General features: G+C 32.8%; 14 protein-coding genes. 1 reads left to right on the top strand and 13 read right to left on the bottom strand.

What is annotated here, in order from left to right:
• On the top strand, positions 1–600 hold the full coding sequence (locus C240_RS01020; protein ID WP_271489531.1) for a cadmium resistance transporter: 600 nt from the start codon (positions 1–3) through the stop codon (positions 598–600).
• A gap of 314 nt (positions 601–914) precedes the next feature.
• On the opposite strand, the gene C240_RS01015 is transcribed toward C240_RS01020, so the two are convergent.
• From C240_RS01015 to C240_RS00955, 13 genes are all read right to left on the bottom strand, one after another.
• On the bottom strand, positions 915–1,589 hold the full coding sequence (locus tag C240_RS01015) for an amino acid ABC transporter permease (protein ID WP_271489492.1): 675 nt from the start codon (positions 1,587–1,589) through the stop codon (positions 915–917).
• Positions 1,590–2,435, bottom strand: coding sequence for a transporter substrate-binding domain-containing protein (locus C240_RS01010; RefSeq protein ID WP_271489490.1), 846 nt, complete (start codon positions 2,433–2,435; stop codon positions 1,590–1,592).
• A 9-nt stretch (positions 2,436–2,444) separates the two neighbouring features.
• Complete coding sequence (locus C240_RS01005) at positions 2,445–3,905, bottom strand: amidase (RefSeq protein ID WP_271489488.1); 1,461 nt, start codon at positions 3,903–3,905, stop codon at positions 2,445–2,447.
• 426 nt (positions 3,906–4,331) lie between these two features.
• The gene (locus C240_RS01000) at positions 4,332–4,799 is read right to left on the bottom strand and encodes a hypothetical protein (RefSeq protein ID WP_271489486.1); all 468 of its coding nucleotides are present in this window, start codon (positions 4,797–4,799) and stop codon (positions 4,332–4,334) included.
• A gap of 1 nt (position 4,800) precedes the next feature.
• A complete protein-coding gene (locus tag C240_RS00995; protein WP_271489484.1) occupies positions 4,801–5,769 on the bottom strand; it encodes an amidase domain-containing protein in 969 nt (322 codons plus the stop codon).
• A gap of 311 nt (positions 5,770–6,080) precedes the next feature.
• Positions 6,081–6,575, bottom strand: a complete 495-nt coding sequence (locus C240_RS00990; protein ID WP_271489482.1) for a hypothetical protein — start codon at positions 6,573–6,575, stop codon at positions 6,081–6,083.
• A gap of 134 nt (positions 6,576–6,709) precedes the next feature.
• On the bottom strand, positions 6,710–7,684 hold the full coding sequence (locus C240_RS00985; RefSeq protein WP_271489480.1) for a hypothetical protein: 975 nt from the start codon (positions 7,682–7,684) through the stop codon (positions 6,710–6,712).
• A gap of 97 nt (positions 7,685–7,781) precedes the next feature.
• Positions 7,782–7,931: a hypothetical protein gene (locus C240_RS00980; RefSeq protein WP_271489477.1), complete on the bottom strand. Its 150-nt coding sequence runs from the start codon at positions 7,929–7,931 to the stop codon at positions 7,782–7,784.
• A gap of 380 nt (positions 7,932–8,311) precedes the next feature.
• Entirely contained in the window at positions 8,312–8,800 is a 489-nt protein-coding gene (locus C240_RS00975; protein ID WP_271489475.1) for a hypothetical protein, read from the bottom strand.
• A gap of 619 nt (positions 8,801–9,419) precedes the next feature.
• Positions 9,420–9,761, bottom strand: coding sequence for a hypothetical protein (locus C240_RS00970; RefSeq protein WP_271489473.1), 342 nt, complete (start codon positions 9,759–9,761; stop codon positions 9,420–9,422).
• A complete protein-coding gene (locus tag C240_RS00965; protein ID WP_271489470.1) occupies positions 9,761–11,203 on the bottom strand; it encodes a hypothetical protein in 1,443 nt (480 codons plus the stop codon). The genes C240_RS00970 and C240_RS00965 overlap by 1 nt, the downstream gene beginning before the upstream one ends.
• Complete coding sequence (locus tag C240_RS00960) at positions 11,193–11,579, bottom strand: DUF3958 family protein (protein ID WP_271489468.1); 387 nt, start codon at positions 11,577–11,579, stop codon at positions 11,193–11,195. Before C240_RS00960 ends, C240_RS00965 begins: the two co-directional genes overlap by 11 nt.
• Positions 11,579–11,866: a TIGR04197 family type VII secretion effector gene (locus C240_RS00955; protein ID WP_271489466.1), complete on the bottom strand. Its 288-nt coding sequence runs from the start codon at positions 11,864–11,866 to the stop codon at positions 11,579–11,581. The genes C240_RS00960 and C240_RS00955 overlap by 1 nt, the downstream gene beginning before the upstream one ends.
• Between the last annotated feature and the right edge of the window lie 338 nt (positions 11,867–12,204).

The raw sequence follows: 12,204 nt of genomic DNA, 5'->3' as shown, positions 1-12,204 counted from the left end.
ATGATTTTCATGTTAATAACGGCTATTAGTCTATTTATTACCACGAACCTTGATGATATTTTTATATTAATTTTGTTATTTTTCCAAAAAGATTCAGAAGAAAAACAGTCGCGGAATGATTTATGTAAAATTGTTTTAGGGCAATATTTGGGCTTTGGATTCATTCTTGGTTTAAGTTTATTAGGAAGCTTTGGGGCAACATTTATTTCTATAGAGTGGACTGGAATTTTAGGTCTTCTACCAATTTATCTAGGAGTTAGGATGTTAGTTAGACAAAAGCAAGTAAACCTTGCAGATTCGGACAGTGTTTTTAAAGTTAAGATATCCGTGATAAGTATTGCTGCTTTCACTATGGCTAATGGTGGTGATAATATAGGCATCTACATGCCGTGCTTTTTAACACTTCAACCAATTCAGGTCATCTTTACAATCGTCACGTTTTTTGTGCTACTTGCCATTTGGTGTTGGCTTGGATACAAACTAGCTCAGTTAAATCAAATAGCTAAAACTCTAGAAAAGTACGGTAAAAAAATTGTACCATTCGTTTTTATTGGTTTAGGAGTGTATATATTAATTAAAAGTAACTTTCTTTTTTTCTAAAGATTCTTTTAACAAAAAAATACCCACTCTTTGGGGAAGAGTGGGAAAAGGAGTTAAAAATGAAAAAGTGTTTTGTTAGGGTTGTTTGTTGGTATGCTTATATAATACAAAGTAATTGTGATCTTTATGTGAATAATCATCTGATTTTTAATGATAAATTCTATAAGACTTTTCATTATTTGGATTTCCCTATCAAAACTGAGTGCTAGTTTAATATAAAATCCATTATTTTCGGATTTCATTATTTCTATTATCTTCCCTATCCATAATTAATCTCCTTTAATTAGTCAGATCACCACAAGATTTATTCTGTTTCAACCCTCAGTAGTCACTTTATAACGATGCACATAATATTTTTCTAAACGATTTTGCCCCCAGCCAATTCCAATACAAAGCAGCCAGTAGATAATCGCTACTAAAATATACATAGACATATAATCAAAGGTTCTGCCTCCAACAATTTTTGCTTTTTGAAAAATATCAGGAATTGTAATCATCGCTGCTAAAGAAGTTCCTTTTAATAGGTCCATCGCCACGTTTCCTAAAGCCGGAATAGAAATCCGAAATGCTTGGGGCAAAATTATTTTGCGCATCACTTTTCCATACGGTAAGCCTAACGCATAGGCCGCATCCCACTGTCCGGCTTCCACACCAGCAATTGAACCTCGATAGATTTCAGCAATAAAAGCACTGCTCGACAAACTAAAACAAATACAAGCAGCAGTTAGTGCACTTAGTTGGTATGGTAAGCCAAAGTACAAAAGAAAAAGTAACACTAATGCAGGAACACCACGCAAAAATGAAATATAAAAACGTACAAATGCTTTAATTATTTTTGAATTCAGCATCCCCAACATCGTCAAAAAAATTCCTATCACATTTCCCATCAAAAACGTTATCAGACTAATTCCAATCGTATAAGGTAATCCGGTTAATAAAAATGGGATAGATTCCAGCATTAAGTGAAAGTCAATTTTTGGTATATACATTTACTCAACCGAAACACTTTCTTCAACTTTTTCAGTTGGTTCTACTGAAACGTCCGTTTGGAAATAGCTTTCAGATATTTTTTTCATTGTGCCGTCAGCTTGCATTTCTTTCAAAGTCTCATTAATTTTTTCATTCAGTGCAACACTCTCTTTTTTCATGATAAAGCCAGTATGATTTGCATTGAAATAAACACCTTCCAAAATTTTTACTGGGATATCCGGCAACGCACTCACTGACATTTTTTGTAAATAATAGTCATTCAAAATAACATCTGTCCGTCCATTCGCTACATCTGTTAAATATTGATCATTTGTTGCATTATCATAGGTAACCAATTTTGCTCCATATTTTTCAGCTATTTTCATATAATTTGTATTTGGTTCACCTGCTGCTTTTTTACCTTTTAAATCTTCAAGTGAAGCAATTCCAGAATCATCACTTTTTCGGACAATCATGCTATCAAAAGAGTATTTAATAGGTGTCGACAAAATAAATTTCTTCTTTCTTTCACCGGTTAAGCTAAAATCATTTGCAGCTAAATCTGCTTCCCCTTTTTCGACCGAAGCAATTTGCCCATCTACATTGTACTCTTTAAATACAACCTCAAGACCTAATCGTTTGCCAACTTCTTTGATAATATCAACATCATATCCAGTTAATTGATTTTTATCATTATAATAAGACGATGGAAATAATGTCCCCGATGTTGCAACGGTTAATTGCTTTGCTTTTTCGACTTTTTCAAAACTTTCATCTTTTCCTGCTGTTTTATCCTGTGATCCGCCACACGCAGCTAAAATAAAAATTGATACAACTATACTTAAACTAACAAAGATTTTTTTCATGTCTTCCTCCTATAATTCACGATAGATTTCAGGTAATAAAAATTGTTGTTCTTGTTCAAAGAGCTTGCCTACTTGAAAAAGTAAATCTTCTCTGCCTTTAGAGGCCATAAATTGAATGCCAATTGGTAACCCTGAATCGGTAATGTGAGTGGGCAAACTAATTGCTGGTTGACCTGTTAAATTGGCTAACTGAGTATATGGGGTGATAGTTAAACTTTTTTCAAACATTGCATACACCAAGTCTTGTAGTTGTGAGGTAGATTGGGTTTCTGCTTGCGCTAATGATTTACGGATTTGTTCACTTTGCAATTCTGCATCAATTTCAGGCGCAATATCTGCTGCAGTTGGCGTCAAAAATAAATCATATTCTTTAAATAATTGCTCCATCTTAAAGGCTGCTTGATCCCATAATTGAAGCGATCTTACATAGTCACTTGCAGGTAATTTTAATCCATACTGATAGATGCCCCAAGTCATTAATTCCATATCTACTTTAGTAACTGGTCGTTTAATTTCATGTTGAATACTTGCAAACATTGCGGCTGTTTCCGCACCATTCATTAAATAGTAGCTATCAATCAATTGACGACCGTTTACTGGATAAGAGATTTCTGTTACTTCGTGCCCTTGTTTTACCAAGAATTCCGTTGCATGACGAATTGCTTTTTTCGCCTCATTTGAAACTGAAGTACCCACGGGGGACTCCGTCAAAAAGGCAATTTTCAGGATTTTTTTCTCTGCCATTTTATGGTGATTCCATTCAGATTTTGGTGCTTGGTATGGCGCTTCTGGCTCTGTTCCACGCAAATGATAGAACAGTGTTTCCGTATCACGCATAGAAACCGTTAATGCAAAATCAATCGAAGCTCCCTGCCAGCCACGCCAACCATTGGGACCGACTGGCATGCTGCCTCTTGTTGGTTTTAGCCCAATTAAACCACTGAAAGATGCTGGAATTCGAATAGATCCGCCACCATCACTTGCTCCAGCAATTGGGAACAAACCGCTGGCAACAGCTGCCGCTGCACCACCGCTAGAACCTCCTGGTGAATGCGCAAGATTCCAAGGGTTTCTAGATGGTCCATAAATCATTGGATCTGAGATATTTTTAAACCCAAACTCAGGCGCATTGGTTTTCCCTAAAGGAATAAAGCCAATATTTTCTAATTTTTTAACAAAATTATCGGTCGAAACTGAACGATTTTCTGTAAACAGCCTAGAACCGGAAGTTGACTTCATCCCAGCTTTGTCTTGACCTAACATTTTTAAAGGAATCGGCAAGCCATAAAAAGGGCCCTTGCTTACTTCCATAGATTCATATTGTCTTTTTGCTGCAGATGCATCCCAGTCAACGAAAGCATTCAATTTAGGGTTTAACTGTTTTAATTTTTGCTCTCGGTCATCGATCCATTCTGTTACACTCATCTTTTTTTCTTTAAATTGTGATGCGTAATATAAACCGTCTTTCATGGGGTTCTCTCCTTTATACTCCGACTTTGTTATTATACAGGTTTTTGTTGGAATGTTATGTTAATTTTGCTTGAACCAACACCTATTTATTAATTAAAGTATATTTGGGACACAAAAGCTTGAAGGATTACGATAAAGTACGATTATATGTATTTAACTCTTCTACTTCAAATGAATCTCTAATTTATTTTACAAACCAATTAAATTAGTACCAAATAGCTGTGGATTCTTTATCTATTTCATGTTATTATTTCTCTATTTTTGACTATCATTATAACTTCAATCCATCTAAAACCTCAAAAAGATACTTCGCATCAATAACTATATTTATGAAAAAAAGGAGTTGGCAATCAAACCAGCTCCTTTTTTCTACAGTCTGACCAGCCATAAATAATAGGTTGGTTTTTGTAAAAGATAACTATTTTTTTATAATTCTTCAGTTAATCTCACCGTATTTTTTATACAAAAAAAACCAAATGGAGAATTCATTCTTTTCAATATTTTTTTCGGAAATAACTGCTGCATAGAACCAAAGTTTTCTGCACCATCCGAAGGTTCTTTCTTTGATTCCACTGTATAATTCCCGTCAGTTTTAACAAAATAATAGACTAAAGGAAAACTTGAACCGCTAATATTATTTTTGCCTGAATCTTCTAAGTCAAAATTTTGGTAAACGTAAACTTTCGTATAGTTCTCCTCTTCTTCAACACCATAAAAAGTAAGTTTTAAAGATACTTTTGATGCTTCTGGATAATTCTTACTCTCATTTCTTTTGTAATCCATTATGGCTCTTGCAAAAAGTTCTTGATGATCAATTTTTTTTGAATTTTTAAATGAATGCGCAAATAATAGTATAGAGAGCAATAGAATTGCTAAAATAGCTTTTTTTTTCATTTTACCACCGTTGGAATCTCAACACTATGACGTAGCTAAAACCAGAAAAAACGTCTATGTTGTCAAATTTTTCATCTTTTCTATCCGTTGTATGCTGACTTATATAAATCTTTCCACCAGTTTTTCTGTTTACATAAGCAATATGATCCACAACTCCTGTGCTTCTTCTAATATAACAAAGCATATCTCCCGTATTCGCTTTGCTATTTACCTCAGCTTTGTTAGCAGCACCATAAGATCTCATTCCTTCTGCATTAAAAAAATTGAAAAAGGTACTTGCATTATACCACGCTTTATTTTTACTCAATATTGATGGATGCCAGTATCCCCCTGAATAATTTGTATATGAATTACTGGTTCCCATGCCTCCGGCTTTGGCTATCTGCGAAGCGAAATTTGTACAATCATTTGAAAATGTTGGGTAGTCTATTGCATTCCTTCCTTTTGCATATCTAGCAGCATATTCATTCGCTTTTTTAACATTGAAAGACCTTGATGGTGTGGCAGCTCGTGCTAAAGGGTTTTGTTGACCGTTAAATTCTTGCAAATTATCTAGATTTATATTCCTCTTCTCAGCAAAAGTGAATCTATTCATTTTTTCCAAAGCTGATAAAATATCCTCTTGGTTACTTCCGTCTATCAGCTGAATTGATGCTATTTCAGATAAATAAAATGAAATATAGTCTAGAATTTGGTTTCTACTGCTCTCTGGTAGGATCGAATCATCTTCATTTTGAATAAACTGTAATTTATCAGAGTAATCTAGACTCCCCGGCTCCAGGTTAACATTATATTGATTGAATGTTTCTATCAACATATCTTCTCCCACCTTTAGCAAATCCCCATCGTATGGAAGGCTAATATTTCGACTGTCTTGCACAATGTCTGAGACATCCTCAGCATGAACTTGATAATTAGACAAAAGTAAAAAAGATCCTAACATTAAAACAACAAACATAACTTTTTTCATTTATAACACTTCCTTCTCTATAAGTTATAAAAACTTTACAATAAAGTTTGTTTTTTGTCAACATTTTTTACAAAAGAAAAAAGCTGAACCTCTATGCATCAAGGGTTCAGCTATATTTTAAACTCTATTCCTCTTCTTCAGCCATGAATGATGATAGCATTTCACAGGCTTTTATCTAACGTCATGTAATATTTTTTAAGAAGATAATTAATATGCTGTATCAATTAGTTTCAAAGAATCGAATGCGAATCGTATTCAATCTCGTATTCACTAAAATTATCATTAGCGTGGGGCGCTATATAAATCTATTTTTAAACTAACCTTTTATTAATTCTTCTATATTCACTAGTATAATCATCTAGAATTTTATACAAGATCAATATATATTGATCTTGTTTAGTTAGTGCCTTAAACCCCTCAGGATCAGATTTAATCAGCTCTTTATAACTAACCTCAGCATCTACCACAGTTCCATCTAACAATATGGTTATCATCAAATTAAATTGTGATCGCAATTCTTCAGCAAATTTATTATTGTAATCTAAATTTGAATAAAAAAGTGGTTTTTTTGATAATAACTTTGCCTCATATCCTAGCTGCTCCAGTTTGTTCTTAGAACGAGGATACAGTCTAATCATAGTCGCAGTATCAGCTATTATTTGTATAAGTTCTTCAAATTGTTTTCTATTTTCAGAATAACTAGTTTGTATACTTCTATGTTTTCTCTTATCGTATACCGTATAACCAGTATTACATATTGTAACTACTAAAGTTATTATAGAAATAGACATTGTTATTTTAGTCACTATTTCACCTCAAAAAATATTCTTTTACTATTTTTAAACTACTAAACAGGATACACATAGTTTTATTTACAAATACAGACAAATGCACAGACAAAAACCATCATGACAATGGATATAACTTTGTTAAAGTTATATCATCTTATCTTTTTAATCGAAAATTTCACTTTATTTTCTATATAAGTTATTTGTTGAAAGAATAGATAATTAAATATATTCATTTTTTTAAAAAAAGATTTTCCTCTACCCCATAAAAAAACAAAAATTAATAATTCCAGTATTCCAGCAATGATGTAGACTAAATATGTCGGCATTTCCGTTGCATCTTTTGTTTGAAATTCCATTAACATTTCAAAATAGTGTATTATTCGTTTATGTGTGATGATATCTTTAACAACAACTACTGATATATACAATAGTAAAGTAGAATATATAGTGATAAACTTAAAGAAATAAAGATTACCAGAATTAAGTACTTTCTCTTTAATAAATTCTCTCACAAAATTTTCTGAAAAAGTCAATGCCAATATAGAAGTCAAAATAGTTATAATTGTCCAATATTTTAAATCAAATCTGCCTAAACAAATAAAAAAGAAGGCTAACATCAATAATCTTCTATATTGAATGCGTGTATAATAAAAAATAATTGCGAACAGTGCAACACAAAATATTATGAGCATCTCTATTTTTAAAATATCCACAATATTATTCAATAATTCTCTATTTAATGGTGTGATACTAACTAAAAAAAGTATAGAATAGTAGAAAAACATAGCCATTTCAACATATCTTAAAACTATTAAAAAAAATCCGTAAAAAAATTTAACACTACTTCTTTTCAATTTTTTTTCATCATAAATTTTTGGAAACGAATCAGTCAACTCCAACCTTAAACTATTTGAAACAACAAAATAAAAAAAACATGTTAATATCATCCCCACTAACATAATTGACTCATCTAAATAATTATTTTTGACAATAAAAACAATTCCCTGTAACACTACTATGAACATTAAAGAATTATCAGGAACATCTTTAATTTTAATTTTTTGTAAACAAAAGATTGGAATACATAATAAAAAAAGAAGAAAAAATTCACTTATACTCTCCATTCAAAAACACCTCAGAATAATCATACCAATAGTAAGAATAAATAGCTAGTGAATATAAAAAAAGGTAGTCAGTTTTTCCACTGAACTACCTAGTCAATTATTCTTCAATTTTCTTTACTCTCCCACCTATTCGATTAGCAAACAATTCAGCTTCACGCTTAACTTCAAATGTTAGTGCTATTTTTTTGTTTCTTGTTCGCTTACCATCTTTAGTTATATATCCATGGAGAAATTTTACTGCATACATAGGCCATCACCTCTTAGTTTTTTTAGATAATAACAACTTTTAAAAACTAATTCAATAAATTTGCTTCAATTTAGTTTTTGAAAACAAATGAACAAGGTAACTAGTTCGATATTTTCGACTTAGTTACATTGACTTAACCTCTTCACCCGCGGGTGATAAGGTACCCTGTTTTTTTCGGTGTCGTTAATCATACAACCAACGCATATTTGCGTTCGTTCAATTTATGCCCTAACGTTTCGCTAGGTCGTCACCACATTTCGACAAGGTTACTATTTGATACTCTGTTAAAGTAGTCGTTCAGAACGACTACAAACATTTTTTGAGATCAGTTGTTAAAGTTCTTATATTTTAAAATATCGATGGACTTAGTTATTGACAGCTTATTCATTAAGCACTTTTTGAAGTGCTTCTTTTATAATGTCAGCATCTCGGGGGTTTTCTAATAGCAAACTGTTTGATGCTGATATAGCGGCTGATTGACTGGTTTGAACAGATTGTTTTATATGAGGATCTTCAATAGAATTTATGTAGTCAACTTGTCTCTGCTTTACATCTTTTATAAAATTATAATAGTAGTTTTCTGAATTTGTTTCATTTTCTTCGTTTGTATTGTCCACTACTTCTGGATATACCTGTTCTTGAACTTCATTCTCAAGGCTAGCGGTAGTTTGTTGAACGATAGAAGACGAAACAATTGATTCCGAAGTAGAGCTAGAAGTTACTTCCGTGGTAGATTCTGATTTCTTTGTTGTCGATTCGGATTGTTTAATTTGGAAGTCGGAATCTTCTGTTTTAGTTGGCTGTTTTTTAGAACAACCTACTGATAGTAAGGAAAAAAGTAATAAGACCCCTAAATATTTTTTCTTCATTTTATAATCACATCCTTTTTGAAAGTATTTCTAAATAAGTATATCAAATAAAATGTTAAATTTAAAAGCATACCTTGAAAACACAGTTATCGTTTCTATGAAATAACCGCTCAAAGCAATTTTGCTTTCGGCTAATTAAGTTTTACTCTATTTCAGTAAAACATATTCCGTTTATAAAGTCGTTAATTGCTACTTTTAAAAATCACTATAATTTTAAAAGTTAACACATTATGAGTCATCAGTTTAACCTCAACTTTTTATTTGATATACTTATCCAGAAAATCATCTTAGGAGGATTAGTTCTGAAGAGATAGAAAATTAAAACGGAGTGAAAAAATGAGTGTTACGTATAACGAATGTTTTAAGGATAACTTTAATTAGGATAGAAAAATATTTTTGAGCAACCCTTATGAACAATCGAATATCTTGTTAAAGCAGTGTTTTAGATTCCGTCACAAGAGTATACCTCCTTGAACAAAAATGAAGAAAGGCTTTTAAAAAGAATTTTTCAAATCACAGAAAATACCTACCGATCGAAACTGGTAGGCTACATTTTATTTAACTAATTATCTTTGGCGTTCCATAAAATAGTTTGTTTTCATCCATGTCGATTTCTTATTCAATTTGCGTCTTCAGTCCATTCTGGCAATTGTTTAATAAACTGTGAATGAAGATCATATAACTGTTCAAATTCAGTATTTAAATGACCATATATTCCAAGTAACATAATCAACTGTTCTTTAAACATCTGATTGCTATTTAATACGTTTAAGTCAGCATGAACATCTATTGATTTTATCTTATTAATAGTTTGCTGTAGTTCCTTTAGATCATCTTCAATTTCTTCTAGTATATCTTCTTTTAGTATTTTTATTGGGAAATCTGAAGCATATTCTTCTTTATTTTTCTTATCTACATCTTCATAAAATTTTACTAAAGTCTTCCAATCAATATTGTTCACTATTTTAAAACCCTCCCTAAAGCTTTTCTAGTTTTGTCAGCATTAACACTTCCGTCTAAGTTTAAAACTTTTTCTAACTTACCGCTGCTATTAAAAACTTCTAAGTGATCTTTGTGCATCCCGTCTAAATAAAGTTGATCACCTTTTTTTAATCCATATTTTTTCAATTGTTTGTTGTCTACTTTATAAACTTGCTGTCCATCAACCATTTTTCCATTTTTTGAAACGTTACCTTTTATATTAGATCCAAACTCTGTTTCAAAAAATTCTTTCATATTTGCAACAGCTTTGTTATCTGGTTTATAAGAATGACCATTTCCTAAACTATTCCAAGCACTGGTAAATACACCACCACCATGCGCAGATACTGCTAATCCACTTGAACTAATCGCAGGAACTGCAACCGCTCCTGCTCCACCAGAAAAGAAAGTAGAAGCTGCTGAACCCCCAAATGCCCATAAACCACCGCCTATAAACTCTGCTCCACCTTGTACTAAAGAAGCTAAGTCCGCAACAAATTGACCGAGCGCATAGCTTTGTGTTCCAGAAAGTTCTGCTCCAACTTTTCTTTCACCAAACCATTCGTTTAATAAAGATTTACCGTTGTTATTTGCTAATTGATCGATAAAACCAGAACCAAAACCTTTAATCATGTTGAAATTCTGAGTCCTGATCGCTTCTTGCAGGGTACTTGTTAACTCTGAATCAAATTTCCCATCAACGTAAACACCTGTGACGTTGCCGTATTCATCAAACTTTGTCGTGATCTCTTGATTGGCTAGATTATAGGCTTTTACTTTAGCATCAATTTTTTTCTGGCGATCTTCCCAACGAGTGGTGATTGGTTTTGCCCAGTTCATATCAAGCCGTGCAATGTCAAATGTACCTGTGGACGCGTTCCATGCTTTACAACCTTGTACTTGTGCTAAACCATTGTTTAATTCACTTTGTGACGATTGGTATTCTGAAAAATAGCTTGCTGATTGACCACTATACGTACGAAATTTTTCCAATTTCTCTTGCCGCTTCTGCATCGCTTGATACGCATTCATCGAGCGTCTTTCTAAATCAGTTCTTTGCGTTTTCGCATCCCGAATGAGATCATCAATCGTATCCAACAATGCTTTGTAATTGTCAATCTCGGCTACTAATTGGTCTTCGTCCAGATCAGAACCATTAACCGTTGCTAAGTACTCACTTAAGAACTTCTTATGTGCATTCGCTAATGCCTCACCTGTCATTATAATCGATTGACCGATTGGTGTATAGGCTACCATAAAGTAATTTTTTGCTGAATCATAAGCTTTACTAGATAACGGCGCTGATAGAAAAGTTTGAATACTTTGTTGTAACGCTGCGGCTGCTTGTTGTGCCTGACTGCTTGCTTGTGAAGCTTGTGTACTTCTTGTTTGTGCTTCTGATACAACAAATTTAAGTCCCATTAACAGTTGCCTCCCTCTCGGTTTTTAGAAAGGCTCTATGAGCTGCATGGACAGACTCTTCTTTTTCAAACAAAATTCTTCGCTCTTGTTCTAATTGTTCTCGATCCTCTTCAAGCTCTTGTTGGACTTTTCGTGATAAATGAAGTCCTTCGTCATGGCGTTCCTCGAAAAAAGATCGTTCTTCAGGATCTACTTCATTCAATGATCCTTGATAAACTTTTTGTTCTTGTTGCTGCAACAAATGAAACCGTTCTTGTAAGTTTTCCAGTTTTCGTAGTTCCTTTTTGTTGTCTAGCTGTGTATCTTGTAATTCTTCCAATTGGTTTCTAAACTGGTAATTTTTATCTTCAAAGAGTTGTTGCTGTGTTAATTCCATTACCTCATACCTCCAAAGGATAGGTTAGGTAATTGGGCGATTTTTTGGTCAATCCGTTCAAACTCTTTGGCAACAGAGTTAATATTATCACCAGCTGTCACCACACTGTTAGAAACGGCTTTTACGCTTGATTGAAAACTTGAAAAGCTAGCGAGTGCAGTTCCGTTCCCAGCCACATTTATTTGTCCAGAACCGACAGAAATAGAGAGGCTATTTAAAGCACTTGCAGATTTACTGAAGGAAGCAGATACTCCCCCAGCAATACTTGAATTACTATTAATTGTCATGCGAGTCTCCTTTTCTTAGTTTAAGAAAAGTATAACAAAATATAGGACTCCACACAATTCTATTCTTACTCAAAGTCTGTAATAGAAAATCTTTAGAATGTAATTCAACACAAAAAATGCCAACCGCTAAACTATCTTGGGGAAGACATCGCTGGTTGGCTCGTGTAATATATCACAACTATTAATTTATCATATAAAATAACATTTGTAAACACATTCACGCGAAAAACACACTGTTAATTAAGCTTTCCATCCTTATTAAATAATAACAACAGTTACGTTATAGAGCGTAACTACGCGCTTATCATATTACTTGAAATATTATTAATTATCATTTA

It is taken from the genome of Enterococcus sp. 5H (assembly GCF_028128615.1).
In the GTDB taxonomy this organism is placed as follows: domain Bacteria; phylum Bacillota; class Bacilli; order Lactobacillales; family Enterococcaceae; genus Enterococcus_L.
The sequence above is the reverse complement of the archived record's forward strand: the minus strand, read 5'-3'. Positions and strand labels throughout refer to the sequence as shown.

What these genes read in the sequence shown, in the direction of transcription:
- C240_RS01020 (WP_271489531.1), top strand. Translation starts at nt 1, where the DNA reads ATGATTTTCATGTTAATAACGGCTATTAGTCTATTTATTACCACGAAC.
- C240_RS00975 (WP_271489475.1), bottom strand. Translation starts at nt 8,800, where the DNA reads ATGAAGAAAAAATATTTAGGGGTCTTATTACTTTTTTCCTTACTATCA.
- C240_RS01000 (WP_271489486.1), bottom strand. Translation starts at nt 4,799, where the DNA reads ATGAAAAAAAAAGCTATTTTAGCAATTCTATTGCTCTCTATACTATTA.
- C240_RS00955 (WP_271489466.1), bottom strand. Translation starts at nt 11,866, where the DNA reads ATGACAATTAATAGTAATTCAAGTATTGCTGGGGGAGTATCTGCTTCC.
- C240_RS00995 (WP_271489484.1), bottom strand. Translation starts at nt 5,769, where the DNA reads ATGAAAAAAGTTATGTTTGTTGTTTTAATGTTAGGATCTTTTTTACTT.
- C240_RS01015 (WP_271489492.1), bottom strand. Translation starts at nt 1,589, where the DNA reads ATGTATATACCAAAAATTGACTTTCACTTAATGCTGGAATCTATCCCA.
- C240_RS00980 (WP_271489477.1), bottom strand. Translation starts at nt 7,931, where the DNA reads ATGTATGCAGTAAAATTTCTCCATGGATATATAACTAAAGATGGTAAG.
- C240_RS00960 (WP_271489468.1), bottom strand. Translation starts at nt 11,579, where the DNA reads ATGGAATTAACACAGCAACAACTCTTTGAAGATAAAAATTACCAGTTT.
- C240_RS00965 (WP_271489470.1), bottom strand. Translation starts at nt 11,203, where the DNA reads ATGGGACTTAAATTTGTTGTATCAGAAGCACAAACAAGAAGTACACAA.
- C240_RS00985 (WP_271489480.1), bottom strand. Translation starts at nt 7,684, where the DNA reads ATGGAGAGTATAAGTGAATTTTTTCTTCTTTTTTTATTATGTATTCCA.
- C240_RS01010 (WP_271489490.1), bottom strand. Translation starts at nt 2,435, where the DNA reads ATGAAAAAAATCTTTGTTAGTTTAAGTATAGTTGTATCAATTTTTATT.
- C240_RS01005 (WP_271489488.1), bottom strand. Translation starts at nt 3,905, where the DNA reads ATGAAAGACGGTTTATATTACGCATCACAATTTAAAGAAAAAAAGATG.